This is a genomic window from [Lactobacillus] timonensis, assembly GCF_900240275.1.
Classification (GTDB): domain Bacteria; phylum Bacillota; class Bacilli; order Lactobacillales; family Lactobacillaceae; genus Limosilactobacillus; species Limosilactobacillus timonensis.
The window spans coordinates 783,518-809,194 of record NZ_LT964761.1 but is presented as its reverse complement, the minus strand read 5'-3'; the positions used below and the strand labels follow the sequence as shown (position 1 = coordinate 809,194).

Annotated in this window: 25 protein-coding genes; 10 read left to right on the top strand and 15 right to left on the bottom strand. The window is 47.3% G+C overall.

All coding sequences use genetic code 11. The annotated features are described in order from the left end of the window. Nucleotides 1-4: 4 nt before the first annotated feature. From ychF to C1710_RS03805, 9 genes are all read right to left on the bottom strand, one after another. Nucleotides 5-1,105 (bottom strand): redox-regulated ATPase YchF, encoded by a 1,101-nt coding sequence (ychF, locus tag C1710_RS03845; protein ID WP_102280244.1) that lies wholly within the window; start codon nt 1,103-1,105, stop codon nt 5-7. Nucleotides 1,106-1,120: 15 nt separating this feature from the next. After that, complete coding sequence (locus C1710_RS03840) at nt 1,121-1,312, bottom strand: DUF951 domain-containing protein (RefSeq protein ID WP_102280241.1); 192 nt, start codon at nt 1,310-1,312, stop codon at nt 1,121-1,123. 12 nt (nt 1,313-1,324) lie between these two features. Further along, complete coding sequence (locus C1710_RS03835; RefSeq protein ID WP_102280238.1) at nt 1,325-2,209, bottom strand: ParB/RepB/Spo0J family partition protein; 885 nt, start codon at nt 2,207-2,209, stop codon at nt 1,325-1,327. After that, nucleotides 2,196-2,966 carry a ParA family protein gene (locus tag C1710_RS03830; protein WP_102280235.1) on the bottom strand — a complete coding sequence of 257 codons (771 nt, stop codon included), beginning with the start codon at nt 2,964-2,966 and terminating at the stop codon, nt 2,196-2,198. Before C1710_RS03830 ends, C1710_RS03835 begins: the two co-directional genes overlap by 14 nt. Before the next feature lie 12 nt (nt 2,967-2,978). Beyond that, nucleotides 2,979-3,875 (bottom strand): nucleoid occlusion protein, encoded by an 897-nt coding sequence (gene noc / locus C1710_RS03825; protein WP_102280231.1) that lies wholly within the window; start codon nt 3,873-3,875, stop codon nt 2,979-2,981. A gap of 20 nt (nt 3,876-3,895) precedes the next feature. Further along, entirely contained in the window at nt 3,896-4,618 is a 723-nt protein-coding gene (rsmG, locus tag C1710_RS03820) for a 16S rRNA (guanine(527)-N(7))-methyltransferase RsmG (protein ID WP_102280229.1), read from the bottom strand. Nucleotides 4,619-4,795: 177 nt separating this feature from the next. Further along, nucleotides 4,796-5,713 (bottom strand): ribonucleoside hydrolase RihC, encoded by a 918-nt coding sequence (gene rihC / locus C1710_RS03815; RefSeq protein ID WP_102280227.1) that lies wholly within the window; start codon nt 5,711-5,713, stop codon nt 4,796-4,798. 106 nt (nt 5,714-5,819) lie between these two features. Then, nucleotides 5,820-7,028 (bottom strand): NupC/NupG family nucleoside CNT transporter, encoded by a 1,209-nt coding sequence (locus C1710_RS03810; protein ID WP_102280225.1) that lies wholly within the window; start codon nt 7,026-7,028, stop codon nt 5,820-5,822. Nucleotides 7,029-7,317: 289 nt separating this feature from the next. Further along, a complete protein-coding gene (locus C1710_RS03805; RefSeq protein ID WP_102280223.1) occupies nt 7,318-8,670 on the bottom strand; it encodes an amino acid permease in 1,353 nt (450 codons plus the stop codon). Nucleotides 8,671-9,223: 553 nt separating this feature from the next. On the opposite strand from C1710_RS03805, the gene tyrS reads away from it, so the two are divergent. Next, entirely contained in the window at nt 9,224-10,480 is a 1,257-nt protein-coding gene (gene tyrS / locus C1710_RS03795; protein ID WP_102280217.1) for a tyrosine--tRNA ligase, read from the top strand. 58 nt (nt 10,481-10,538) lie between these two features. Here the strand turns inward: tyrS and rpsN are convergent, their stop codons facing one another. Beyond that, complete coding sequence (gene rpsN / locus C1710_RS03790; protein WP_102280215.1) at nt 10,539-10,808, bottom strand: 30S ribosomal protein S14; 270 nt, start codon at nt 10,806-10,808, stop codon at nt 10,539-10,541. A gap of 113 nt (nt 10,809-10,921) precedes the next feature. After that, nucleotides 10,922-12,106, bottom strand: coding sequence for an aminotransferase-like domain-containing protein (locus tag C1710_RS03785; protein ID WP_102280212.1), 1,185 nt, complete (start codon nt 12,104-12,106; stop codon nt 10,922-10,924). A gap of 518 nt (nt 12,107-12,624) precedes the next feature. On the opposite strand from C1710_RS03785, the gene C1710_RS03780 reads away from it, so the two are divergent. From C1710_RS03780 to C1710_RS03770, 3 genes are all read left to right on the top strand, one after another. After that, on the top strand, nt 12,625-13,581 hold the full coding sequence (locus tag C1710_RS03780) for a ketopantoate reductase family protein (protein WP_102280209.1): 957 nt from the start codon (nt 12,625-12,627) through the stop codon (nt 13,579-13,581). An 84-nt stretch (nt 13,582-13,665) separates the two neighbouring features. Continuing rightward, a complete protein-coding gene (locus C1710_RS03775) occupies nt 13,666-14,202 on the top strand; it encodes a helix-turn-helix domain-containing protein (RefSeq protein ID WP_102279943.1) in 537 nt (178 codons plus the stop codon). Then, nucleotides 14,154-15,098 (top strand): IS3 family transposase, encoded by a 945-nt coding sequence (locus C1710_RS03770; protein WP_146002365.1) that lies wholly within the window; start codon nt 14,154-14,156, stop codon nt 15,096-15,098. The genes C1710_RS03775 and C1710_RS03770 overlap by 49 nt, the downstream gene beginning before the upstream one ends. Before the next feature lie 64 nt (nt 15,099-15,162). Here the strand turns inward: C1710_RS03770 and trpS are convergent, their stop codons facing one another. The 3 genes from trpS to C1710_RS03755 form a co-directional block, all read right to left on the bottom strand. Then, a complete protein-coding gene (gene trpS / locus C1710_RS03765) occupies nt 15,163-16,188 on the bottom strand; it encodes a tryptophan--tRNA ligase (RefSeq protein WP_102280205.1) in 1,026 nt (341 codons plus the stop codon). A 236-nt stretch (nt 16,189-16,424) separates the two neighbouring features. Beyond that, complete coding sequence (gene serS / locus C1710_RS03760) at nt 16,425-17,723, bottom strand: serine--tRNA ligase (RefSeq protein WP_102280203.1); 1,299 nt, start codon at nt 17,721-17,723, stop codon at nt 16,425-16,427. A 283-nt stretch (nt 17,724-18,006) separates the two neighbouring features. Beyond that, nucleotides 18,007-19,146, bottom strand: a complete 1,140-nt coding sequence (locus C1710_RS03755; protein WP_102280201.1) for an ArgE/DapE family deacylase — start codon at nt 19,144-19,146, stop codon at nt 18,007-18,009. A gap of 274 nt (nt 19,147-19,420) precedes the next feature. Between C1710_RS03755 and C1710_RS03750 the strand changes: the two genes are divergently transcribed. The 5 genes from C1710_RS03750 to dltD are packed head-to-tail and all read left to right on the top strand — an operon-like array spanning nt 19,421 to nt 23,888. Beyond that, nucleotides 19,421-19,561 (top strand): teichoic acid D-Ala incorporation-associated protein DltX, encoded by a 141-nt coding sequence (locus C1710_RS03750; protein WP_102280199.1) that lies wholly within the window; start codon nt 19,421-19,423, stop codon nt 19,559-19,561. A gap of 23 nt (nt 19,562-19,584) precedes the next feature. Further along, entirely contained in the window at nt 19,585-21,117 is a 1,533-nt protein-coding gene (gene dltA, locus C1710_RS03745; RefSeq protein ID WP_102280197.1) for a D-alanine--poly(phosphoribitol) ligase subunit DltA, read from the top strand. Then, nucleotides 21,117-22,337: a D-alanyl-lipoteichoic acid biosynthesis protein DltB gene (gene dltB, locus C1710_RS03740; RefSeq protein ID WP_102280195.1), complete on the top strand. Its 1,221-nt coding sequence runs from the start codon at nt 21,117-21,119 to the stop codon at nt 22,335-22,337. Before dltA ends, dltB begins: the two co-directional genes overlap by 1 nt. Before the next feature lie 26 nt (nt 22,338-22,363). Then, the gene (dltC, locus tag C1710_RS03735; RefSeq protein ID WP_102280193.1) at nt 22,364-22,603 is read left to right on the top strand and encodes a D-alanine--poly(phosphoribitol) ligase subunit DltC; all 240 of its coding nucleotides are present in this window, start codon (nt 22,364-22,366) and stop codon (nt 22,601-22,603) included. Continuing rightward, complete coding sequence (dltD, locus tag C1710_RS03730) at nt 22,596-23,888, top strand: D-alanyl-lipoteichoic acid biosynthesis protein DltD (RefSeq protein WP_102280191.1); 1,293 nt, start codon at nt 22,596-22,598, stop codon at nt 23,886-23,888. The genes dltC and dltD overlap by 8 nt, the downstream gene beginning before the upstream one ends. 252 nt (nt 23,889-24,140) lie before the next feature. Here the strand turns inward: dltD and C1710_RS03725 are convergent, their stop codons facing one another. After that, the gene (locus C1710_RS03725; protein ID WP_102280188.1) at nt 24,141-24,869 is read right to left on the bottom strand and encodes a glucosamine-6-phosphate deaminase; all 729 of its coding nucleotides are present in this window, start codon (nt 24,867-24,869) and stop codon (nt 24,141-24,143) included. A 302-nt stretch (nt 24,870-25,171) separates the two neighbouring features. On the opposite strand from C1710_RS03725, the gene agaB reads away from it, so the two are divergent. Continuing rightward, nucleotides 25,172-25,651 carry a PTS galactosamine transporter subunit IIB gene (gene agaB, locus C1710_RS03720; RefSeq protein WP_102280185.1) on the top strand — a complete coding sequence of 160 codons (480 nt, stop codon included), beginning with the start codon at nt 25,172-25,174 and terminating at the stop codon, nt 25,649-25,651. The last annotated feature ends 26 nt before the right edge of the window (nt 25,652-25,677 follow it).

Here is a 25,677-nt window from a genome sequence, read left to right as displayed (position 1 = left end):
CTCATTAGACGTTAAAGCGGAATTCGACAATGTCGCCATCCTGCATAACGTAGTCCTTACCTTCCAGTCGGAGTTTGCCGGCTTCCTTAACCGCAGCCTGTGAGCCAAGTTTGTCGAGGTCGTCAAAACTCATCACTTCTGCGCGGATAAAGCCCCGTTCAAAGTCGGAGTGGATAATTCCGGCAGCCTGGGGGGCCTTCGTTCCCTTGCGGAAAGTCCAGGCACGTGTTTCTGGACCACCAGCGGTAAAGAAGGTCTCCAAGCCTAACAGCTTGTAAGCAGCACGAATCAGCCGGTTAAGACCTGGTTCGCTGACCCCTTCCATTTCCAGGAATTCCGCCTTATCTTCGTCGTCCATTTCGGCAATTTGTTCTTCCGCAGCTGCAGCCACACCGATTACTTCGGCCCCTTCGTCCTTGACGTGTTCACGGATCTTGTCCATGTACTGGTTAGCATCCGGATCAGCCATGTCGGACTCGTTAATGTTGGCAACGTAGAGTACTGGCTTGGTCGTCAGTAAGAACAACCCCTTGACAATTGGCAGCTCTTCATCGCTGAAGTCGATTGTCCGAGCAGCCTTCCCAGCTTCCAGAACCGGCTTAATCTTTTCCAAAACTGCCAGTTCAGCCAGGGCTTCCTTACTCTTACCCTTGGCTGCCCGCTTAACCTTGCCTAAGCGGTTGTTAACGCTTTCCAGGTCAGCCATGATCAGTTCCAGGTTAATGGTGTCGATGTCGTCAATTGGGTCCACCTTGCCAGTAACGCTAGTGATATCACCGTCGTCAAAGGCCCGAACAACATGAACAATTGCATCAGTTTGCCGAATATTTTCCAGGAACTTGTTACCGAGTCCTTCACCCTTACTGGCACCCTTAACAATCCCGGCGATATCGGTGAATTCAAAAGTCGTATGAACAATCTTTTTTGCCGGAATCAATTCCTGAATCCTATCCAGTCGTGAATCTGGCACTTCAACCATCCCGACGTTTGGGTCAATTGTCGCAAACGGGTAGTTGGCCATTTCGGCCCCCGCCTTCGTAATTGCGTTAAACAAGGTTGACTTACCGACGTTTGGCAAGCCGACAATTCCTGCAGTTAAAGCCATTAGTTATTTCCTCCCTTAGTTTCCTGCTGGTTTTAACACCTTTTTCAGGCGCTTATCAAAGTTATGACGTGTCATCATGACAATGTGGCCGCAGCCAGTACACTGAATTTTAATATCGGCACCGACACGAATGATTTGCCACTTATTAGTTCCGCACGGGTGGGGCTTTTTCATTTCCACCAAGTCGTTTAGTTTGTATTCAGCCATCGTCTGCCTCCATTAATCTTCCTTGATCCCCAGCAAGTTTAAGACCCGGCTAAGGTCGTCGTTACTAGTATATGGAATCTCAATTTTACCACGTCCACGTGTTTTGGACGGGGAAACTAAGACCTTCGTCCCAAAACGATCCTGCAACTGCTCCTCGGCATCACGAAGAAAGATCGATTTCTGCGGTTGCCGGCGAGTTTTTTTCTTTGTCTTACCGTTTTGCCGGTTGACGATTTCTTCTAGCTGACGGACTGTTAACCCCTCATTGACGGCCCGTTTCGCCAGTGGCAACAATTGGCGCTTGTCCTTTAAACCGAGGAGAGTTCGCGCCTGTCCCATTGACAGATCACCGTTGTCAACCAGTTGCTTAATCTGATCTGGCAAGCCTAACAAGCGAAGATAGTTAGCAATATACGGGCGACTCTTCCCCAATTTTTGGGCAACTTCAGCCTGGGTCAATGACAGTTTATCCATCAATGTCGCGTAACCCTGGGCCTCTTCCAGTGGTGTCAGGTCTTCCCGCTGAAGGTTTTCTAATATTGCTGCTTCCATGACCTGTTCGTCGGTCATTGTGCGGATGATTGCCGGGATTGTCTTTTTATGTGCTAACTTGGACGCCCGGAACCGGCGCTCGCCGGCAATCAGTTCGTAACGCTCCAACTGTGGGTTAGGCTGCCGGAGAATAACCGGTTGAAAAACCCCTGACTCGTCAATCGACTTGGCAAGTTCTTTAAGCGCCTGCTTATCAAACTCACGTCGCGGCTGGTATGGGTTAGGACGAATTTTGGAAAGTTCGACCTGCTCAACGGTTTCACTAGCCTGTGATTGCTGCACATCGTTTTCTGCAAATAGTGCCTCAATTCCACGACCCAGTCCCATTTTCTTATTCTTCGCCATGATCAGCCAACACTTCCTTTGCTAATTGCTGGTAAACCTTCGCGCCCGTCGACCGTGGATCATAGTCCACAATTGCTTGACCGTAACTCGGTGCTTCCGACAGCCGGACATTTCGCGGAATAATGGTCTTATAAACCTGGTCACCAAAGAATTTTTGCACTTCGCTATTAACCTGCTGGCCGAGGTTAGTCCGCTTATCAAACATCGTCAGCAGAACACCCTCAATTTTCAAGTTGCGGTTAAAGTGTTTTTGAACCAGTTTCATCGTGTTCATCAGCTGACTGAGCCCCTCCATCGCGTAATACTCGCTTTGGACGGGAATCAAAATTGAATCAGCAGCGGTAAAGGCGTTAATAGTTAGTAGTCCCAACGATGGCGGACAATCAATCAAAATATAGTCATACTGGTCGCGGACGTCTCCAAAAGCATCCTTCAGCCGCGTCTCCCGCGCCATCATTGACGTTAGTTCCACTTCCGCCCCTGATAATTCAATCGTTGTCGGCGCAATATCAAGTCCTTTGTGACTGCTAGATTGAATCACGTCGGCAAGCGGAACATCGTTAATCATTACGTCATAGATGCTTTGTTCAATCTGTCTTTTATCAACTCCCAATCCACTGGTTGCGTTGCCCTGGGGATCGAGGTCGATCAACAATACCCGCTGACCCTCGTTTGCCAAGCACGCGCCCAGGTTGACACTCGTGGTCGTCTTCCCGACACCACCTTTTTGGTTTGCCAGTGCAATTACGTTAGCCATGGCACTACCTCCTTACTTTGCTGCCGGTTTGTTCTTTGCGATGGTAATCACGATTTCATAACTATCTTGATGATCATGTTCTCTAGCACTGATATTAACGCCGCTATCATCTACCAACTTGATTGAGTGACGGATGGTATTTAATGCAATCCGTGGGTCCGACGTCTTATCACGCTTTTGCGCCCGCTTCCGACGTTTCTTTGCGGGTTTCTTTTTGGTCGTTTTTTTCGGGGTTGCTGGTTTATCTGCCGGCTCTACCTGTTGCTTGCCCAGCAAAACGTCCACTTGCTCCTCGGTCTGGCGGACAGTCCAGTGTTGGTTGACAATGTCCATCAGCAAGTCCCGCTGCTGATCTTCGTTAAGGCCAATCAACGCCCGACCGTGGCGTTCACTAATCCGGTTATCGAGGATCGCGTTTTGAACTGGCTTAATCAGCTTTAATAGTCGCAGCTTATTGGCGACTGTCGACTGGCTCTTCCCCATTGCTTTTGCCAGCTGTTGCTGGGTTAGGTTGTTGAGTTCCATCAGCTTCTGGTAAGCCTGCGCTTCTTCTACTGAAGAGAGATCACGACGCTGTAAGTTTTCAATGAGGGCCATCGATGCCGTTTCAGCATCAGACATTTCCTTGACAATTGCCGGAGCGTTTTCCCAGCCTAATAACTTCATTGCCCGGAAGCGACGTTCACCAGCGATGATTTCATACTTTGCTGGTTCGTATTCCCGGAGAATAATCGGCTCCAGCAAGCCGTGCTCGTCAATTGTCTGGGCCAGTTCTCGAATCCCGTCCGGATCAAAAACTTTCCGTGGCTGATAACGGTTTGGCTCAATCTGTTCTAAGGGAACCTCAACTACCTTGCTCTTGGTCCCTTCACCATTTTGTTTTCCAAAACCAAACAACGAAAAAGCCATTTTATAATTCCTCCCTTGTCCTACTTCAACGGTTTCTTAGCGGGAATTCCCGGTCGCCGCGGATAACGTTTCGGTGTTTCCTTGACCTTCTTAATAATAATTAATTGTCGGTCATCATCACTCTTTGGCAGCGTCAACTCAGCACTTTGCTCTAGCTGTCCACCCAGTTTCGTAATTGCTCCTTTTGCCGCGGTTAATTCTTCCTGACCGCCACGACCCTTATAAGCAAGGAAACAGCCACCAACGCGGACCGCTGGCAAGCACAATTCACTCAGAACAGTTAGGTTGGCAACTGCGCGGGCAGTTACTACGTCGAATTTTTCACGGTGCTTACTCTTGGCGTTAGCAAATTTTTCAGCGCGAGCATGAATCAGGGTAACGTTATCCAGTCCCAGCTTATCCACCAGGTCCTGAAGAAAGTTAATCCGCTTGTTTAGCGAATCAACAATCGTCACCCGTAATTGTGGGAAGGCGATTTTTAAGGGAAGAGAAGGAAAACCAGCCCCGGCACCAATGTCGCATAGTGAGAGTGGCTCCCTTATTTTGGAAAAGACAAAGGCCCCGGTTAGTGAATCATAAAAGTGCTTGAGATAAACTTCTTGTTCGTCAGTAATGGCAGTTAAGTTAACGTGTTTATTCGTAGCAACCAGTAAACGATAATATTCTTCAAACTGGTTCAGCTGATGGTCGGTTAGTGCCACCTGGTGCTGTGCTAATGCCATCTGAAATTGTTCCGGGTTCATTCTTTCAGCCTCCTTGATGTGAAACATTAATGTTGTTTCACACCCTTTATCACTTTACCGTAAAGCCCCCGTTAATTCAATCTTTTCGAATGAAAAAACGATAAAGTTTTCCCGGGAAATAAAAAACAATTCGGCCTTGGGTTTCCTTGGCCGAATTGCCTTTTAACGACTTAACGTCTACATTTTAATTTTGCTGACTTCATCCAGGAACCACTTGTTAAAGTAGTCCGCATCAATATCAACACAAACCTTGGCGTTGGTCTTACCATCATGGTAAGCACCACGGATATCCCCAACCAGTGTCCCAATTGCCGGGCCATCAGTTTGAACGTCCACCCACATTTCCTTGGTCTTAATCTTATCTGGGTGCAGGAGGTAGAAGATCGTGTTGACATCGTGCATTGGCCGACCAGCATTGCTCCCGTCGTTGTAGTGGGTAATCAGACCATGGAGCATCTTCCCAGCCTCATTCATCTGACCGAGCTTGTCAATCGTCTCCGCGGTCAGAAGCGCCTTGAGCGTAATGTCCAAGCCGACAGTGACGATCGGAATACCAGCGTTGTACATGATCTTAGCAGCGTCCGGGTCAGTGAAGACGTTGAATTCTGCAGAAGAGGTCATGTTACCGCCTGACAATGAACCACCCATCGCAACGATTTGTTTGATGTGTGACTTAACTTCTGGATACTGGCTGAAAAGCAAGGCAATGTTTGTGTAGGAACCAGTTGGTACCAGGGTGACTTCATCTTCAGACATAATTGCGTCATGCAATGCTTCAACGGCAGTCTTCTTAATTGGCTGACCATAGTCATCACCGAAGTCATAACCAGGCATCCCTGATTCACCATGGATACGAGCAGCATCTTCAAACGGCTTAATCAGCGGCTGCTCTGCACCAGCGGCTACCGGGATTTGATCACTCTTCCCAAAGAAGTGAACAATCTTCAAAGCGTTCGCAGTGGTCTTGTCGACCGTCACGTTACCAGCAACGGCAGTAACCAGCTTCAGGTCAATATTCGGGTCGTTAATGGCCATGGTTAAGGCCGCAGCATCATCGATTCCCGGATCAGTATCCATAATAATCTTTGTTGTCATTGATAATCCCTCCATCAATGTAATCGCTTAACTTTCCCTTGGAAAAGAAAGGGACCAGCAGTCGGTCCCTTTCTTTATCCGGTGGTCAAAACCACCTAATTACTTATTACCAAACAAACAGTCCAACAAAGGCAGCTGACAGCAGTGATACCAGGATCCCTGACAGCAACAGGTAGCCAATGTTGTGGGCGATGTAGTCGTTGTCTTCCTTGCCAACAAGTCCCTTGAAGGCACCGATGATCATCCCCAGAGTACCAAAGTTGGCAAATGAGGTAACGAACGTTGTCAATACGGCTTGCAAGTGAAGCGGCATGCTTGCGATCTTACCAGTGACCGCACCCATAACAACAAATTCGTTAGTAACCAGCTTCATCCCCATCTGCTGTGACAGGAACCAAGCTTCCTTGACTGGCAAGCCAAGCAGCCAGGAGAATGGGAACATCACAACACCCAGGATGCTTTCCAGTGACAGTGGCTTCCAGAAGAGGCCAAGAATCTTGTCGATCAAAGCAGCCAGTGCAACGAAGGCCACAACGTTAGCCACGATGATCAAAATCAGCTTGCCGGCACCCAGAATAGAATCACCCAGGAAGGAGAAGAATGGTTCCTTCTTACCAGAATCGCCTTCAGTACCAACCTTAACGATGGTATCTTCAGACTCTGGAACGTGAGTTGGGTTCAACAGGCTGGTAGCAATCAACGAGTTGATGATGTTGATCGGTACCGCAGTCAGGATGAAACGACCAGGCATCATTTCAATGTAGGCACCAAGAATAGAGGCAGTAACACAACTCATTGACATCATTGCCAGAGTCAGGTTACGTTCCTTATTCATCTGACGGAGCTGGGCACCAGAAACAGCCAGCACTTCAGTGTTACCCAGGAACATCATTTCAACAGCGAAGAATGATTCAAACTTCGGCTGACCAGTGATGAATGACAGGCCACGACCAATCCACTTGATGATCCATGGAAGAATGCCAATGTAAGTAAGAATATCGAACATCGGAACAATCATCAGGATTGGCATCAGTGCAGAGCAAATGAAGTTGAGGTTCTTTGGATTGTACCAACCACCAAGGGCAAAAACAGTCCCCTTCGCAGAAATATTAACAATCCATGCAAAGCCATCAGCCGCCGCCTTAACTCCGGCACGGCCTGCAGCAGAAGCAGTCAGGAACCACGCAAGCAGCAGGTTCAAAACAACCATGATTCCAATAGCTTTCCAGTTAATGTGCTTACGATCTTTAGAGAACAGCACCCCAATAGCAAGGAAAACTACCAGACCAAGGATGTTAACAATAAGATAAGACATGGTAGCGCAAACAACCTTTCCTAAATTTTGACGCCCTCTGAGCAACAACTCAAACTGTGAATAATTGCAAATAATACTCAAAACGTCTGCTACCAATATACCTTGTCCTGCCGGAAATGTAAACCCTTTTACAAAAACAAGAGTCCCAAGTAGAAAGCGCCTAATATTCAATTAGTATTGCGATAGCCTACTCTCCGTGGTGGTTAACCCATACCATTGTTGATATCAAAAAAAGATGAATTATTTTTTAAAGAAGGGAACCGCTTGTTCAACGGTCCCCTATTCAAAACTATTTTCGTTTTTTCGACAAGTCGTATGCAAAAAATAAGACAATAAACCAACCAACGGAAAAAATTAACGGTACCCGTGTTTCCGGTAAAAAGGCGAGGATAACGAGAATCAACGCAAAGAAAAGCAAAGTTAACCAGCTGGAAGCAGGATATGCTGGCATCCTAAACTGGGTTACACCGCTAGGATGCTGCCGGCGGTATGCAAGGTGACAGGCCAGGATGATCAGCCAAACAAAGATAAAGTTAATCGTCGAAACCCCCGAGACGATGTTAAAAATTCCTGCCGGCATCACGTAGTTTAAGATCACCACGACAAAGAGGATGGCACTGGAGAACTGCAGAGCGTAGTTTGGCACCGCCTTATTACTCAGCTTAGCAAACCGTTGCGGTGCGTTTCTGCCAGTGGCAAGGGCGTACAAGGAACGACTAGTACTAAAGATTGCACTGTTTGTTGCAGATAACGCCGCCGTTAGGACAACAAAGTTTAAGATGGCCGCCGCACTAGTGATCCCAATGCCCCGAAAAACCTGAACAAAGGGGCTGGAGGTCGTCACAATCTTGTTCCACGGGTAAATAGCCATGATCGCAATCATTGACCCAATGTAAAACAAGCCGATTCGCAGCGGCAAAGCATTGATCGCTTTCGGAATGTCTTTTTGCGGGTCCTTTGTTTCACCAGCAGTCAGGCCCACCATTTCGATCCCAACAAAAGCAAACACGACCATTTGAAAAGAACGAACAAATCCTGGCATCCCCGTTGGGAAGAATCCGCCGTGGTTAACTAGGTTCACTAGGGAAGCATGGCTGCTGCCGACCTTCGCGTGCATGATAATCATAATGCCGCCGAGAGCGATCAAAGCCAGGATGGCAAACACTTTAATCATTGAAAAGGCACTCTCAAATTCACCAAACAGACCAACATCAATCATGTTAACCAGCATTAATAAGATAATGATTACTAGCGGCCCGACCCACTGTGGCAGGTGGGGAAACCAGTAACGCAGATAAATTCCTGAGGCCGTCAAATCAGCCATCGCCAAGCTAAGCCAGCACGACCAATATGTCCAACCAGTAATAAATTCCATCCGGTCGCCAAGGTAAAGCTTAACAAAATCAATGAACGAATGCTTGCTGGTGTCTGACATGATCAACTCACCCAGCGCCCGCATCATAAAGAAACAGAAAATCCCCACAATGAGGTACGAGAGGATGATCGACGGTCCGGCACTGTGGATTGCAGAACCAGATCCTAAAAACAGTCCAGTCCCAATTGCGCCACCGATGGCAATCATCGTAATGTGTCGACTCTTCAATGAGCGTGATAACTTTTCATCTTGTGTTTTCTTGTCCATCTTTTCACCCCTTAGCAAACAAAAAACGCTCCTGGAGTTATCCCAGGGGCGTCATTTAACGCGGTTCCACCCATTTCACGACATTACTGCCGCCTCAGTAGTCGATAAGGGAACCATCCGCAATTTAACCATTGAACAGGTGAGCCGCCTTCCACCACCGCAGCCTCGCTGGACACCCGATAAGTGTTTTTTATTATACGAGCAAATAACCGAATGTCAAACAAAAATGAGCAAGTGATGAGAAAAAATCGTCTACTCTTCATAATTTTATTATCAGCAATTGACAAGCTGAATATTTTGTTGTCTAATTTAAGCAAGTTAATATTCCGCAGTGAAAAGTTTCAGTAGCTGGGCGCTCCCCGCCACAGAGAACCGGCAATGTTGTGAACCGGTGCATAGCGTTTCAGTGAATTACCCTTTTCGTTTTGCTGCGGATCCGTGAAGGTACGCAGTGCGTACGAAGCTGGGTGGTACCGCGAAATTTCGTCCCAGGGCTGAGTGATCGGCCCCGGGATTTTTTTGTGGCCATCCGATTTTGAATGGAGGACTTTCAATGGATATTATCAAGGACTTAAAATGGCGTGGCGCCATTAACCAAACAACTGACGAAGCAGCGCTGCAAAAGTTGGTCGACAGCAAGTCGATCGGCCTCTACTGCGGTGTCGACCCAACAGGTGACAGCCTGCACATTGGCCACCTCATTCCCTTTATGGTGCTGAAACGATTCCAGCAAGCTGGTCACCACCCGGTAATCATCATCGGTGGTGGGACTGGTGCTATTGGTGACCCGTCCGGCAAAAAGTCCGAACGAAAGTTGCAGACGATGGACCAGGTCAAACACAACGAGGAGTGCTTGACCAAGCAGATGGTCAAACTCTTTGGCACCGAAAACTTCACCATCGTCAACAACCGCGACTGGTTGGGTAACCTAAGCCTGTTAGACTTCTTGCGCGACTACGGGAAACTGTTCAACGTTAACACCATGCTTAACAAGGAAATCGTAGCCAGCCGCCTTGAAGTCGGGATTTCCTTCACAGAGTTCACTTACCAGATTTTACAGTCAATCGACTTCCTGCACTTATACAAGGAAGAAGACGTTCAGCTGCAGGTCGGTGGTGCTGACCAGTGGGGGAATATCACTTCAGGAATTGACCTAATCCACAAGGTTTGTGGCCCTAAGGCCGACGTTCACGCACTGACCATTCCGCTGATGCTTAAGGCCGACGGGACCAAGTTCGGTAAGACTGCCGGTGGTGCGGTTTGGCTTGATCCAAAGAAGACGTCACCATACGAATTCTACCAATTCTGGATCAACCAGGATGACCGTGATGTTGTTAAGTACCTCAAGTACTTCACCTTCCTCAGCCACGAAGAGATTGACGAACTGGCAGAAAAGGTTAAGACCGAACCATGGAAGCGGGAAGCACAACGCCGGCTGGCTGAAGAAGTCACAAAGTTTGTTCACGGTGAAAAGGGGCTGGCAGATGCCCAACGGATTACCAAGGCTCTCTTCTCCGGTGAAGTTGGCAGCTTATCTGCCGACGAAATTGCCAGCAGCATGAAGAACATGCCGGGTGCCGACGTCCCTGCCGAAAAGCAGCCACTGGTAGAATGGTTGGTTGACACAACCGGATTTGAACCATCACGGCGTCAGGCCCGTCAAGATATTAGCAATGGTGCTATCCGAATCAACGGCGAAAAGGTTACTGATACTGGCGCTGTAATCGACCCCGCTGCCCACTTCGATGGCCGTTTTGTTGTCGTTCGTCGTGGTAAGAAGCACTACTTCCTCGCCCGCGTCCAAAAGTAATTTACCGCAATTAAAAAGACTCAGTGCCCGTTATGGACATTGAGTCTTTTTGTGTGTGCTACCAACTGGCCTTGCGAACTCCCGGTAGCTGCCCTTTGTGGGCCAGGCGACGGAACGTTAACCGCGACATGCCAAATTTACGCATATAGGCGTGTGGCCGACCGTCATAACGATCGCGGTTGTGAAGTCGCACCGGACTTGAATTCCGCGGCAATTTGCTTAAGGCAACATAGTCTCCCGCTGCCTTTAATTGTTGCCGCTTTTTGGCGTATCGTTCAACCATTGCCCGCTGGTGAGCTAGTTTTGCAATCTTTGATTTTTTTGCCATTAAATACCTCGTTAACAGTAGCAATGCGACAAATAACAACATTATTCATCTGCTTGTCAATTCATGGTAATTATATCAGCAACGTTTACGCTTGTAAATTTAAATACTTTTGCCTAATCAACGTATTTCTGAAGAACTTCACCAAGCCGCTTGAGCCCCAACTCAATCTGCTCTTCAGCCATGTTGGAATAGTTCAGGCGGAAGGTTCCCGGCTGTGCTTGGTCAGCAAAGAACGGGTCCCCTGGCACAAAGGCAACGTTATTTTTCAGACATTCCTTGAACACCGCGACGGTATCGTCAACTCCCGGTACTTCTACCCAGAGGAACATCCCGCCTTCAGGGTTAGTGTACTTCACCGCGGCTGGGAAGTATTTCTTAATCCCGTCAATCATCAGTTGCTTCCGCCTACTGTAAAGAGCGCTAATTTCCTTCACGTGGGCATCAAGGTCGTTGTTTTTCAAGTACTCAACGGTCACATACTGAGCAAGGTTATCGGTATGAAGGTCTGCAGACTGTTTTAAGACCGTTAGCTTATCAACAATTCGTTTATCAGCCACGACCCATCCCAATCGGAACCCCGGAGCTAGCGTCTTGGAGAAAGTCCCCATGTAGCAAACATGACCGTCATGATCAAAGGATTTCACCGCCGGCACGTGTTGGCCCGCAAAGCGAATTTCTCCATAAGGGTTGTCTTCAAGGATTGTAAGATCGTACTTAGCAGCTAATTCAGCCATTTTTTGCCGCCGTTCCAGTGGGATCGTCCGCCCCGTTGGGTTTTGGAAGTTTGGTACCGTATAAAGAAGCTTGGCTTCAGGATGGGCTTTCAGTGTTTCTTCGAGGGCGTCGGTACGCATCCCATCATCATCCATCGCTACCGATACCAGGCGCGCGCCGTACGACTTAAAAACATCAACCGCACAAAGATAAGTTGGTTGCTCAACCAAAACTACGTCTCCCGGATCAACCAGCGCTTTACCCACTAAGTCGAGGGCCTGTTCTGAGCCAGTGGTAATTAAGACGTTTTCGACCTCTCCTTTGATCCCTTCTTTTTCTTCCACATGATGAAGTGCCCATTCCCGAAGTGATGGCAACCCTTTTGCTGCACCGTACTGCATCAATTCGCGGCCGCGTTTGTCAAAGGCACGATCAGCAGCTGCTTTCATTTCAGCCACCGGGAATAGTTCTGGTGCTGGCAAGCCACCGGCAAAGGAAATGATCTTTGGATCAGCGGCAGCCTTTAAAATTGACCCAACCGCGTCCGTCCCGTCTGCTGGTACTCTTGATGAAAATTTAACCATACCTGGTCACTCCTTTGCTTTTCTAAGTGTTTTCTAATTTTAAAATTGAAGTTAGCATACACCCCTGATTGCCAAATGTAAAATGTCATTTGCGGCATTTTATCGCTGTTATTTCGCCCTTATTGGAAGAAAAAACTTTTTTTAAAAAACTCTTGACTTTTAGCCATTTTGCAATTAAATTAAAATGCAATTAGAAAAACATATGACCAAATACGTTGAAAAGAAGAGTAGCCCTTCGTTGTTTGTCAGAGAGTCCTTGGTTGGTGAAAAAGGATCACACAACGATCTGCAAAAATCACTTTGAGTACCTGGACGAACGTTAGTAATCCACGGTGGGTGCAGCCCATTATCGCTGCCGTGTTTAATGCTCTTGCATTGAACACTAAGGCTGGTAGTGTGAACTACTGGTAAAGACAGGGTGGTACCACGCAAAGCGTCCCTCAACTAGACTAGTTCTAGTTGGGGGCTTTTTTATTCGACGCATTGATCATTGGCAATAACTAAAGGAGTGGATGACAATGAAGTTTACAGTTGTAGGAGCCGGTGCAATGGGATTACGGTTTGGGGTTTTACTCCAGGAAGCTGGCAATGAGGTCGATTTTGTCGAAGGTTGGGAACCACACTACCAGAAAATGAAGGAACAAGGTGGTGTCTTAGTGACACGCGAGCACAAGAATAAGCACTTGGTGCCTGTTAATGTCTACCGCCCTGAAGAATACACAGCAACTGATGCCGACTTTGTCTTCTTCGAGTTAAAACAAATGCAGCTGCCTGACATGCTGGAACGTTGTAAGCATTTCTTTGCCGATCAATACTGTCTCACAGCTATGAACGGGATGGGCCACGTCGAGCAGTTACTGAAGTACTTCCCCAAGGAAAAACTAGTCGCTGGAACCGCCCTGGTCGCTACCATCCTCACTGGTCCTGGTGAAGTCGAATTTGTCGGTGACCGGGGAGCCGGAACAACAAACTGGGCCAACTATACCGAACAACCTGACGAGAAGACACATCAACTGATGGCTGAACTGAAAAAAGCGAACTTCAACCCCTCACTGAAGACCAATTTCATGGGTACGCTAATGACCAAGGTAGTCTTCAATTCCGTCGTCAACACCCTCTGCACGATGTTTGAAATCACGATGGGGGAATATGCCAACTTCTCAGGTGCGGACGAACTCAGTCGTCAATTGATCGACGAAGCTTACGACGTCTGTGAGCGAGCCGGCGTTCAACTGGTTTCTACCCGCCAGGAAGAATTAGACAGCGTCAACTACGTTTCTAAAGTCGGCAACCCCCATCACTACCCATCAATGTACCAGGATATGAGTCATAACCGCCCTGTCGAAGTCGACTACATCAATGGCTACTTCGTCAAGCTCGGTCGAAAGTATAATTATGAAGCAACCACTCACCGGATGGTTACCAACCTGGTTCACCTGGCTGAGGCCACTCGTGAAGTCCGTACTAATCGTTAGAATTCTGCCAAACTAAAAGTCGCCCGACTTGAAGTGCCCCATAATTGTTAGACAAAATCATCTAACGATTGTGAGGTACTTTTTTTGACTAAATATTCACCAACACTGAAAGCTGAGATTGTCCAAAAATATCTTGATGGCCAATCTTCCGTGGAATTAAGTCGCCAGTATGGTCTTTCTGCTAGTGAGATTAGAAAGTGGGTTCAAAGATTTAAGTTATCTGGAGTTAATACCCTTAAACCGCGGCGGACTAGACGTTCCTTTACCGCTGAATTCAAACTGACCGTGATAGACTATTATCATACTCATGAAATGTCGATGATCGAGGTTGCGGCTAAGTTTGACGTTAACGCGTGTCAGATCTCCGCCTGGGGCAAGGCTTTTGACCAGGAGGGGTTGGCTGGCCTCCAACCACGACGGAAAGGACGGCCACCCAAAATGGGCATTAAATCATCTAAAAAACATTTACGTCATCTTAAAGATCAAAGTGAACTTGAACGGCTCCGTGAGGAGGTCAGTCAACTCAAGAAAGAGAACCATGATCTCAAGCTGGAGCGTGACGTCACAAAAAAATCTATCGCCCTGTTTGGTCGCTTAAAGCCCGTCAAAAAACGGAAATAATCGATCAAATTAGGGCTGATCAAAAGGCAATTCCCAAATGGGACCGTTATGCTGTCAGTGAGCTCCTTCAAGTATTGAATCTTCCGCGTGCTACTTACTATGACGAGCGTAAACGGATTGCTAATCACCAGGATAAGTACGAGTACGTTAAGCAATTAATCCAAAAGCTCGCCAATCAAGGAAAGGTCCGTGATCAGTTTACCTATGGCTATCGGCGCATAAGCGCCTTGCTGGAAGATGAAGGAATTCACCTCGCTGATGCAACCATCATTAAGCTGATGAAGGAGCTTAAAGTCCAGGTGAAACTATATAACCGACACCGCAACGGCGGTTATTTCTCGTATGCTGGTACTTTTGGTAAGATTGCCCCAAAATATCTCAACCAAAGGTTTGACGCGAAAAAACCTTACCAAGTCCTCCACACTGACGTGACGCAAGTTCGCTTAGCAGACCAACACTGGGCCTATATTTCCGCGATTACCGATGAAGCTACCAAAGAGAACCTGGCCTTCCAAATGAGTTATCATCCGGACCGGGGCTTGATTACCGCCACGCTCAACGAATTATTAACTAAACTACCAGCCAATGCGAAGCCTGTTATCCACTCTGATCAAGGCTGGCATTACCAGCTCCCTTACTACGTTGAAAAGCTCAAGGGCCACCAGTTTATCCAAAGCATGTCCCGTAAGGGAAACTGCTTGGATAATGCGCCAATCGAGAGCTTCTTTCATATTTACAAGACAGAATTATTGCATGGTTATCCACCATGCCATTCATTGGAAGAACTGAAGGCCATCTCCCAAGACTACCTTCACTTCTACAACTACCACCGAATCTCTTTAAAAACAAAAGGTATGAGCCCGGTTGAATACCGGACGCATACCTTATCAGTCTAATTTTCTCAACTTTGTCTAACTTTTTTGTTGCACTTCAACTATTTAACTGTCGGACGACTTTTTCCTATTTCAAATTGTCAAAGTAGTTAAGTCCCATTGCCGCCTTAACTTCCTTGAGTGTCTGGTTAGCAACGGCATTGGCCCGCTGACTTCCTTCTTGCAGCATGCGGTAAACTGCCGGGAGATCCTTGGCGTATTCAGCTCGCCGTTGACGAATCGGTGCCAGTTCGCTGTTTAAGACCTCAAAGAGATACTTCTTAATCTTGACGTCGCCCAGACCACCACGCCGGTAATGATCCTTTAATTCCGCAACCTTTGCCTTATCCGGGTCAAAGATGTCGAGGTAAGTAAAGACGATGTTGCCTTCCACCTGTCCAGGGTCCTCCACGTGAATGTGGTGCGGATCCGTGTAGATAGACATTACTTTCTTATAAAGCGTCTTTTCGTCATCGCTCAAGTAGATCGTGTTGCCCAGCGACTTACTCATCTTGGCGTTACCGTCTAGCCCCGGTAAACGTCCCTGTCCCTTCGGTGGGAAGATTCCTTCCGGTTCAACCAAAGCGTCGGTATGGTAAGTAGAATTAAAAGTCCGGACTAATTCGCGAGCCTGTTCAAGCATTGGTTCCTGGTCATCGCCTACTGGCACTAATTGAGCCTTGAAAGCCGTAATGTCGGCCGTTTGACTAACGGGATAAGTGAAGAAACCAGCTGGAATGGACCGGCCAAACTTCTTTTGCTGGATTTCAGCCTTCACCGTCGGGTTGCGTTCCAGGCGGGAAACCGTCACCAGGTTAAGGTAGTACATATTCAGTTCTGATAGTGCCGGAATCTGTGATTGAACGTAGATCGTGCACTTCTTTGGGTCAAGGCCCACCGCCAGATAATCAAGTGCCACCTGTGCCAGACTGTTTTGGACCTTTTCTGGGTCATGTGCATTATCAGTCAGCGCTTGTTGGTCGGCAATCATTACGTAGAGGTCGTAGTCACCACTGTTTTGCATCTTCACCCGTTCTTTGAGCGAACCAATGTAGTGACCAATATGGAGTTTTCCCGTTGGTCGGTCTCCCGTTAATGCAACTTTTTGTCCCATCATAATCTTCCTTTCTATACAAAAAAAGCCCTGCTTTCTACAGAAAGTAGGGCGAATTGACCGCGGTGCCACCTACGTTACAGGCAGCCGCCTGTCACTCATTTATTATCATTTATTCATTACATGGTTCCATTTCGGTTACCGTCGGGGTTCTCACCAGCCCCCGTCTCTGTTATGGTTTCCTACTAACGCGCCACTAACAATTATTTTATGTTATTTTCCGGGAAATGCAAGCGTTACTTATTGTTAAACGGGACAGCATTGTCCTTGGTAATCTTCTTCACACCATGCATGTAAGGAACCAGGACATCAGGAATCGTCACTGAGCCGTCCTCGTTTTGGTAGTTTTCCAGGATAGCCGCAACACAACGGCCAACGGCTAGACCCGAACCATTAAGCGTGTGGACGTACTGCAGCTTACCATTCTCATCACGATACGTGGTGTGCATCCGACGTGCTTGGAAGTCAAGGCAGTTACTGCATGAAGAAATTTCGCGGTACTTATGCTGAGCTGGGAACCAGACTTCAATGTCGTGGGTCTTAGCCGAGGTGAAGCTGGCATCACCAGTGGACAGAGTAATGACATGGTATGGCAAGTTCAGCTTTTGCAGGATCTCTTCCCCGTTCTTGGTCAACTTTTCCAGTTCATCATATGATGTGCCCGGCTTAACAAACTTAACCATTTCTACCTTATTAAACTGGTGCATCCGAATTAACCCCCGGGTGTCACGACCAGCGGCCCCCGCTTCGGAACGGAAGCACGGCGTCAAAGCCGTAACGTAAACTGGCAGTTTGTCAGCAGGAATTTCTTCACCATAAAAGTAGTTAGTCAACGGTACTTCGGCGGTGGGAATGAGTGTCATGTCCTGGCCGTTAACCTGGTAAACCCCTTCGCGGAACTTTGGGAACTGACCGGTACCAAACATTGCCTTGGCCTTGACAATGTATGGCGGCAATACCTCAGTGTACCCATCCTTCATGTGCTGGTCGAGCATAAAGTTGTAAACTGCCCGTTCCAATTGGGCGCCGAGACCTAGGTAGTAAACAAAGCGGGCACCGGAGTTCTTAGCCGCCCGGTCGAAGTCAAGAATTCCTAGTTTCTCACCAATTTCCCAGTGGTGCTTTGGTTCAAAGCCGAGATCGGCAATTTTACCGACCTTGTATTCTTCGCGGTTATAGCTTTCGTCAGGCCCTACTGGAACGTCATCAGCCGGAACGTTCGGCAGGTGAAGCAGCTTATCTTCCAATGTTTTGTCATTTTCTTCGAGCTGTTCGTCCAGCCGCTTGATTTTGCCACCGATTTCACGCATGTGCTTAATTACTTCTTCAGCTGGTGCATGGTTTTTCTTGGCTTCACCAATCTTCTTGGAAGTAGCGTTACGCTCCGCCTTCAGCGTTTCCGACTTTTGCAGTAATTCACGCCGCTTCGCATCCAGAGCAATGATTTCATCAATTTCTTCAGCCTTAACTCCGCGGGTGCCCAGCTTTTGTTTGAAAAATTCTGGGTCCTTCCGAATCTTTTTAATATCTAGCATCGACATTACCTCCAAATAACTATTAAAAGAGCCATTCCATCCCTAGTTTGGGACGAAATGGCTCTTGTTCCGCGGTACCACCCAAGTTTGCTGACTAACAGCACCCTTTAAATGAATGGATAACGGTCATTTCCGTGCGGCATTACCCGCCCACATTCAACGCGCCGGAGTTTCGGCTCCCAGCTTACACCAGCCGCTGGTTCTCTGTCAGCCTACTTAAAACGCTTCGTGTTTTCTATCTGTTCGCAGTTTATTACATTTTAATGAGTTTTTCAACTACCAATTACGCTAAATACTGCTTAGCAACGTTTTCATAGGTAGCATTCACTTTCAGGTAATTATCAACGGCAACATGTTCGTTGACCTGGTGGGCCAATGACCAATCACCCGCCCCGAGCAAGAGCATTGGACAGTGAACCGCCTTGATGTAGTTTGAAGCATCACTAGCCCCATGAATCACGTTCATCGCTGGCGCGTTGCCAAATGCTTGCTGGTGCGCTTCCTTAACAAGTTGAACAAATTCTCCTTCAGGGTCGTTGGCAACTGGTCGAAAACTGAAACGAACCTCTAATTCCAGGTTAAAACCCGGTTGCTGGTTGAGCTTATCCACCGTTTGTTGAATACGACCGATGCAGGCCTCATTATCACATTCCGGAACCGGACGAATGTTACCCTGTGCTTCAGCATAGTCCGGAATAATATTCAATTGGCTACCGCCCTGGAAGACATTAACACTATGGACTGGCTTACCCAGAACCGGACTTGATGGTGCATCATCAAACGCATGCTTCTCTGCCACCAGGAATTGGGCCAGGTTTTCCACCGCGTTGACCCCCGTTTGCGGCATCGAACTGTGAACACTTTTACCGAAAGACTTAATAGTATAGCCAATCGACCCGTTGTTAGCGTAAACGATGTTGCCGCCCGTTGGTTCGCCCACGATCATTGCCGTCGCGTCCTCAACGAATCCCTGGTCAGTTAACTGTTCGGACCCCATCGCCCCCAGTTCTTCACCAACGGTGCCCAGAAAACGAAGCTTGCCTTTTTGTGGTAACCCCGCTTCCTTCAGTTCAATCAAAGTAATAGCCATCGCCGCCAGCCCTGACTTCATGTCGACACTACCGCGACCGTAAATTTTACCATTAACTTCGTCAGCACTTAACGGGTCGTGCTCCCAGCGATCGCGATCGCCAAGTGCAACCGTGTCTAAGTGCCCTGCTAAGACTAAAACCGGTCCTTCCTGGCCACTGTCCAATTCAGCCACCAAGCTGTCGCGATCAGGTGCATACTCCACGAGTTGCGACGAGATCCCATAATCCTTGAACAACCGCTGCAAATAAACCGCTGCCTGTTTTTCATGGTCGTTCGCGGTATTAATCCTGATCAGGTCCTTTAAAACCTGGACTTTAGTTTGTTGGTCCATTTACGCCATCTTCTTTCTCATGTTTTTATAATGATATTCTCATTTTAACGCCTTGGTAGAAAAATTCCAGTCCTAATTACAGATTCAAACGATAAAATAAATTGCATTCCGTGCTGGTCTCATCAACAATAGAGAGTTACACGGGTAACGTTGTATTTTCTGATATTGATGTGTATAATTTCACTTGTTGAACCTTATTTGCAGGACCAAAGTAAAATATAATTATTTACCACAATGTGTCCTGTCTTTAAACACAGAAAGGGAGGGTAGACAGATGTTTTCCAAGCTGAAAAATCATCCAACCGCAAAATTTTGGTTGACTACCTTGCTGTACTTCGTTGTGCTAATGCTCGTCATTTACCTGTATGGCTATTTTGGTGCGGGCCAAGCCCCGTTCATTTATAACGAGTTCTAGCTTTTCAATAATGGAGGAAAATTTTGATTTCAAATATTGCACAAGCTATCGATAAACAAGCTCAAGCTCACCTCGATAAAGTTTTCTTTGACGAAATGGGCACGACCCACACTTACCGTGACCTATTAGAATCATCCAATTCACTAGCAGCCTGGCTTGATAAGGAACAAAGCGTGCCTGCTGGCAGCCCGATTATTTTCTATGGCGACCACCAGTTTGAAATGGTTGCTGGCTTTATTGGCGGGATCAAAGCTGGTCATGCTTATATTCCAGTAGAAACAAACACGGCACTGCCACGCCTGCAATCCATCATCAATACGGCTAAGCCCCGGTTGGTGATCGCGATCGACGAATTCCCAACCGAGAAGCTGGATTATGACGGTGCTGTCTTAGATCGGTTCGAGCTCCAACAAATCTTCGATCAGCAAACACCTTACCAGCTTGACCACGAAGTGCTAGGTGACCAACCATTCTACATTCTTTTCACTTCCGGAACGACTGGCTCACCAAAGGGTGTTCCAATCAGCCACACTAATATTTGTTCCTTTGCCAACTGGATGTTGGGCGATTCCTTCAACATCCCGGCAGAACAAACCTTCCTGGGCCAAACACCGTTTTCATTCGATGTTTCCCATATGTACTGGCTGACTTCTGTCCTGTCTGGCGGAACCATCAAGGCCTTGCCATTACCAGTAGTGCAAAACTTCGGTCAGATGTTCAAGGTCCTCCCGTCACTGAAGGTTAATGTCTTTGTCGGTACGCCGTCCTTTGGTGAAATGCTGCTGTTAAGCCGTGACTTTAATGCAGAAAAGATGCCCGACTTGCAGTACTTTGTCTTCTGTGGTGAAGAACTCACCGTGGGGACCGTTAAGCAGCTCTTCAAGCGCTTCCCCGACGCTCACATCTTTAACACCTATGGGCCGACTGAAGCAGCCGTAGCGGTAACTAGTTGTGAAATTACAAAAGACATGGTCGCCCATGATAAACGACTACCAATTGGTGTCGACAAGCCGGGTGTGACGACCAGCATCTGGAAGGACAACAAACAGGTAACTGAACATGATGTTCACGGGGAAATTATTATTGCTGGTGACAGTGTTGCCAATGGCTACCTCAACAATCCAAAGAAGACTGCTCAAAACTTCTTCATGCTCAACGGGGTGAAAGCTTACCGCACGGGTGACGCCGGCTTCATCAGCGAAGATGGGATGCGTCACATCATCGGTCGGATGGACTTTCAAATTAAGCTGCACGGGTTCCGAGTAGAATTAGATGAAGTCCGGGCCAGCCTGGAACGCAGTCAGTACATTAAACAAGCGGTTGCCGTGCCAAAATACAACCGTAACCACCAGGCGACCCACCTTATCGCCTACGTCATTGCCCAGCCAAATGACTTTGAGAACGAGCAGGAGTTAACTAAGGCCATCCGCGACAGTCTCAAAGACCAAATCATGGACTACATGATGCCAACGCAGTTTGTCTACGTTGACTCATTCCCGAAATCGGCCAACGGTAAGATTGCCGTCAAGCAGCTGATTGCGGAGGCTAACAAATAATGCTTAATTGGATTGCATCAATGCCCAATTTATCAGCCTACGGGACCCCAACCTACTTTCTCTACCTGTTGTTGGCGATCCTGCCGCTGGGAATTGGCTTATACTACGGCAAACGATTTAGCTGGTATGAGGCCTTAATCAGCTTTATCTTCTTGTTCTTGATGTTTGATGGTTCCAGTGCCAAGCAGATGGTCTCGCTAGTAATTTACGTCGTCTACCAGACCATCCTGGTAATGGGTTACTACCACTACCGGCAGAAAAACAACGCTGGTGGCGTCTTTTACATCACCATTTTCTTGTCACTGTTACCAATTGTGATTGTTAAGGTAACCCCGGCAATGGTTGGTCATAACTCACTGCTCGGCTTTCTCGGAATTTCTTACCTGACCTTCCGGGCTGCCGGGACAATCATCGAAACCCGGGACGGGGCCGTCAAGGAAATCAACTGGTGGAAGTTTGTCCGTTTCATGCTCTTTATGCCAACCATTACTTCTGGTCCAATTGACCGTTACCGGCGGTTCTCCAAAGACTACCGGAAAGTGCCGAGTCGTGAAAAGTATTTAGGCATGGTTGAAAAGGGGATTATGTACCTCTTTATTGGCTTTTTATACAAGTTTGTGATTGACTACTTCTTTGCTCAACAATGGTTGCCAGCCGCCGAAAACATGGCAATGGCTCATGGCCACCACTTATCATGGTGGGTCGTCGCTGTCGCTTACCTCTACTCTGGCGATCTTTACTTCGACTTTGCTGGTTATTCACTGTTTGCGGTAGCCATCTCCTACTTCATGGGTGTTGAGACGCCAATGAACTTTAACAAACCGTTTGTTTCCAAGAATATTAAGGAATTCTGGAACCGCTGGCACATGTCCTTATCTTTCTGGTTCCGTGACTACATCTTCATGCGGTTTGTCTTCTTGGCAACCAAGAAGCACTGGTTTAAGAACCGTAACGTTCTCTCATCCTTAGCTTACATGATCAACATGGTCACAATGGGGTTCTGGCACGGGGTAACGTGGTATTATATCCTATATGGTTTCTTGCACGGTTTTGCACTGGTTACTAACGATGCCTGGCTGCGCTATAAGCGGAAACACTTTAAAGGTCTGGAGAGTACCGCACTAACACAAAATGTGGCCCGTTTCATTACCTTTAACTTCGTTGTCTTTTCGTTTCTGATTTTCTCAGGCTTCTTGAACACTCTGTTCTTTGGCCACTAGGATAATTAACAATTGGAGGATTTAACATGGAAGATCAAATTAAAAATATTTTAGCTGACGCAACTGGCCGTGATGCCAGTGACTTTAACGACACTGCCGAAGACCTGTACAGCAACGGCCTGCTGGACTCAATGGCAACTGTTAGCTTTCTATTAGCACTACAGGACGAATTTGACATCGAAGTGCCGGTTTCCGAATTCGACCGGAGTCAATGGAACACGATTGATAAGATTATTGAGCGAGTAAAGGAGCTCCAAAATGACTAATCGTCAACGGCTGTGGCGCATTTTTGGCCCAGTCATTGTTGCTTGCCTCTTAGTGGGGTTGGTCCTTGTCATTCCGTGGCGTGGCCACCATTCTGCCAAAACGATCCAACGGGCCGCTGTTTCCATCAGCCCGACTGTTTTCAAGAATAAGTCGATTAAGTCCCAAGCAATCGGGGAAAAGCACCCGTACTACGTGCCTTTCTTTGGTTCAAGTGAGTTAAACCGGATGGACCGTTTCCACCCAGCGGTGATGGCCGCCCGCTACCACCATTACCGGCCCTTTCTCTTTGGAGCCAAAGGAACCCAATCGTTGCCACAGTTGTTCAACATGAATATGATGGCACCACAAATGGAAAACGGGAAAGCCGTCTTTATTATTTCGCCGCAATGGTTTGTCAAGCAGGGTGTTACACCAGCCGCCTTTAAGTATTACAACGGGGCTTATGCCAACCTCTCGTGGTTAAAACAGGCTAACCCGCATTCACCTTATGACCGTTACACTGCCAAGCGTCTTATTCAGTTGCTTGGGGATAACGGAACGGTTGGTAGTGATGCGAAGAAGATTGCCGCTGGCAAACCACTCAGTGCATGGGACCGGTCATTAATTAACTTCAAAGTGACCCTTCTGCGTAACCAGGACAACCTCTTTTCTGGCTTAAACGTTAACGAAAACTACGATACACGGATCAAGCCAAAGGAACACCTCCTGCCGCAGAATTATAACTATGCCGACTTGCAGGCCATTGCTGAGAAGCAGGCACGCAAAGAAACTACTAATAACCGTTTCGGCGTCCTGAACAAGTTCTACAATTCCCGGATTAAGGGAACTAAGGGACTGCACAACTCGCAGCGCCATTTTAACTACCTTCAGTCGCCTGAATACGCTGACTTGCAGGTAGTTCTAAACCAGTTAGCGAAGACCAACACCAACGTCGTTTTCATGATTACGCCGATCAATGCTAAGTGGGAAAAGTATACTGGCCTGAACATGGATATGTACTACAAGACTGCCGATAAGATCAAATACCAGCTCAAATCACAGGGGTTCAACAACATTGTTGACTACTCTCACCGGGGTGGGGAAACTGGCTTCATGCAGGATACTATCCATATTGGCTGGGTTGGCTGGGTTGACTTCGACCACCGGGTTGCCCCATTTTTAGACAACCCACAGCCGGTACCACATTACCAAATGAACAGTCAGTTCTTGTCAAAGAAGTGGTGTCACTTAGACCCGACACAGCAAAACCTGAATAACTTTACAACTACCGAGTTAAACCGGTAGACAACAAAGGGGCCGTGACATAATCGCCTCTCTATACTAAAAGTTAACAAGCGGTACAACAATGGCCTCTAACGTTCTGGTAAAACCGAACGCTAGAGGCCTATTGTTGCTCGCTGGGGCGGCAAATAGCTTAGCTGCGCGTCGTGACGACGAAGTCATAAATGACTTCTGCGTTAGAGCCGTTCAAAAACGAAATCATTCTGATTTCTGTTTCACGGTTTGTCACGTTCCCATTTAATTTTAACTATCTTTTTACAGGCGTTCACTAATCGACGTTGGCCGTAATTTTGCGGCAGCTGCCGGATCAACAATCACCACAACGTTGTCTGCCTTCTGGAGGGCTGATGCAGCTACTGCCGTTGTCAATGGCCCTTCTACCATCTTCTGAATCGCGTCGGCCTTTTTATCGCCGTAAGCCATCAGCAGGATTTCCCGACTCTTTAGGATCGTCCCAATTCCCATCGTGTAGGCTTCTCGTGGCACTTCATCCTTTGAAGAGAAGAAACGGGCGTTAGCTTCAATTGTTGAGTCAGTCAGCTTAACCCGGTGGGTTCCCCCATCAAACGGTGATCCTGGTTCGTTAAAACCAATGTGGCCATCACGGCCAATTCCCAACAACTGCAGGTCCACTGGATTGTCTACCACAACCTGGTCATAACGCTTAACCTCAGCGTCAGGATCAGCAGCTAAACCGTCAGGCAGGTAGGAATGAGCAAACGGCTTTGCATTGAAAAGGTGTTGTTTCATAAAGTAATGGTAGCTTTGCGGGTTATCCGGATCAATTCCGACGTACTCATCCAAGTTAACTGAAATCATCTGCGAAAAGTCCAGGGGACTTTCCCGCAGCAGCCGGTAAAGTCCCTCCGGCGTACTACCAGTTGCCAACCCCAGCACATGAGCCCCGTGGTCAACCACCTGCTTAAAAACCTGAAATGCTGCTTGATCACCGGCAGCCTGATTTGGCGCAAGAATTACTTTCATCTTCAAAGCCTCTTTTTACTAAAAAATTTCATAACTAATTAATCTATCGTCATGGTAAACTTTTTTGAGTCCAAATGAAAGCGGTTCAGTCCAATTGGTCTAATGGTCTATGCCATAGTTTGAATCCGCTCTAAGGCTTTCACTAATTAAAAAGAATTGGTTTAATTTTTTCGCTCATTGATGCACAATAATAATCTTAATGATAACTTAAACACAATGACTTTGCTTTCCAGCTGGGAAATGATATAACTAAAGATGTAAGCCTTTCCTGGCTCGAATTTCGTATGAAGGAGGTAAGCCCTTTGGCAACACCTGATATTGTTTTAACCCGGATTGATAACCGGTTGGTCCATGGTCAAGTTGGTGTGGTCTGGACCTCAGCTTTAGGAATCAACCTGATTCTGGTAGCTAATGATGAAGTGGCAAATGACGACCTGCAGCAAGAACTGATGGCCGCCACCGCCGAAACTTCTGACGTTGGTATCCGTTTCTGGACGATTGATAAGACGATCAAGACTATTCACAAGGCTAGCCCGCGGCAACACATTTTCCTGGTTGTTCGTAACCCGCAAGATGCGCTGCGCCTGGTTGAAGGCGGCGTGCCAATCAAGCAGATTGACGTTGGCAACATGCACTTTACTGAAGGCAAGGAAGCCATCAGCAAGAAGGTCTACGTTGACCAAAACGACCGTGATACCTTCAACAAGCTTGTTGATCACGGTGTAGATGTCTTTATTCAAGATGTTCCTGATTCCGCGAAGAAGGAAATCACAAAGCTCTAATTATTATTTTTCGGTTGCAATTATTT

What these genes read in the sequence shown, in the direction of transcription:
- C1710_RS03785 (WP_102280212.1), bottom strand. Translation starts at nt 12,106, where the DNA reads ATGGTTAAATTTTCATCAAGAGTACCAGCAGACGGGACGGACGCGGTT.
- C1710_RS03840 (WP_102280241.1), bottom strand. Translation starts at nt 1,312, where the DNA reads ATGGCTGAATACAAACTAAACGACTTGGTGGAAATGAAAAAGCCCCAC.
- C1710_RS03835 (WP_102280238.1), bottom strand. Translation starts at nt 2,209, where the DNA reads ATGGCGAAGAATAAGAAAATGGGACTGGGTCGTGGAATTGAGGCACTA.
- trpS (WP_102280205.1), bottom strand. Translation starts at nt 16,188, where the DNA reads ATGGGACAAAAAGTTGCATTAACGGGAGACCGACCAACGGGAAAACTC.
- C1710_RS03750 (WP_102280199.1), top strand. Translation starts at nt 19,421, where the DNA reads ATGTTTTCCAAGCTGAAAAATCATCCAACCGCAAAATTTTGGTTGACT.
- C1710_RS03780 (WP_102280209.1), top strand. Translation starts at nt 12,625, where the DNA reads ATGAAGTTTACAGTTGTAGGAGCCGGTGCAATGGGATTACGGTTTGGG.
- C1710_RS03755 (WP_102280201.1), bottom strand. Translation starts at nt 19,146, where the DNA reads ATGGACCAACAAACTAAAGTCCAGGTTTTAAAGGACCTGATCAGGATT.
- C1710_RS03810 (WP_102280225.1), bottom strand. Translation starts at nt 7,028, where the DNA reads ATGTCTTATCTTATTGTTAACATCCTTGGTCTGGTAGTTTTCCTTGCT.
- dltD (WP_102280191.1), top strand. Translation starts at nt 22,596, where the DNA reads ATGACTAATCGTCAACGGCTGTGGCGCATTTTTGGCCCAGTCATTGTT.
- noc (WP_102280231.1), bottom strand. Translation starts at nt 3,875, where the DNA reads ATGGCTTTTTCGTTGTTTGGTTTTGGAAAACAAAATGGTGAAGGGACC.
- dltC (WP_102280193.1), top strand. Translation starts at nt 22,364, where the DNA reads ATGGAAGATCAAATTAAAAATATTTTAGCTGACGCAACTGGCCGTGAT.
- ychF (WP_102280244.1), bottom strand. Translation starts at nt 1,105, where the DNA reads ATGGCTTTAACTGCAGGAATTGTCGGCTTGCCAAACGTCGGTAAGTCA.
- C1710_RS03830 (WP_102280235.1), bottom strand. Translation starts at nt 2,966, where the DNA reads ATGGCTAACGTAATTGCACTGGCAAACCAAAAAGGTGGTGTCGGGAAG.
- tyrS (WP_102280217.1), top strand. Translation starts at nt 9,224, where the DNA reads ATGGATATTATCAAGGACTTAAAATGGCGTGGCGCCATTAACCAAACA.
- rpsN (WP_102280215.1), bottom strand. Translation starts at nt 10,808, where the DNA reads ATGGCAAAAAAATCAAAGATTGCAAAACTAGCTCACCAGCGGGCAATG.
- rihC (WP_102280227.1), bottom strand. Translation starts at nt 5,713, where the DNA reads ATGACAACAAAGATTATTATGGATACTGATCCGGGAATCGATGATGCT.
- rsmG (WP_102280229.1), bottom strand. Translation starts at nt 4,618, where the DNA reads ATGAACCCGGAACAATTTCAGATGGCATTAGCACAGCACCAGGTGGCA.
- dltB (WP_102280195.1), top strand. Translation starts at nt 21,117, where the DNA reads ATGCTTAATTGGATTGCATCAATGCCCAATTTATCAGCCTACGGGACC.
- serS (WP_102280203.1), bottom strand. Translation starts at nt 17,723, where the DNA reads ATGCTAGATATTAAAAAGATTCGGAAGGACCCAGAATTTTTCAAACAA.
- C1710_RS03725 (WP_102280188.1), bottom strand. Translation starts at nt 24,869, where the DNA reads ATGAAAGTAATTCTTGCGCCAAATCAGGCTGCCGGTGATCAAGCAGCA.
- C1710_RS03805 (WP_102280223.1), bottom strand. Translation starts at nt 8,670, where the DNA reads ATGGACAAGAAAACACAAGATGAAAAGTTATCACGCTCATTGAAGAGT.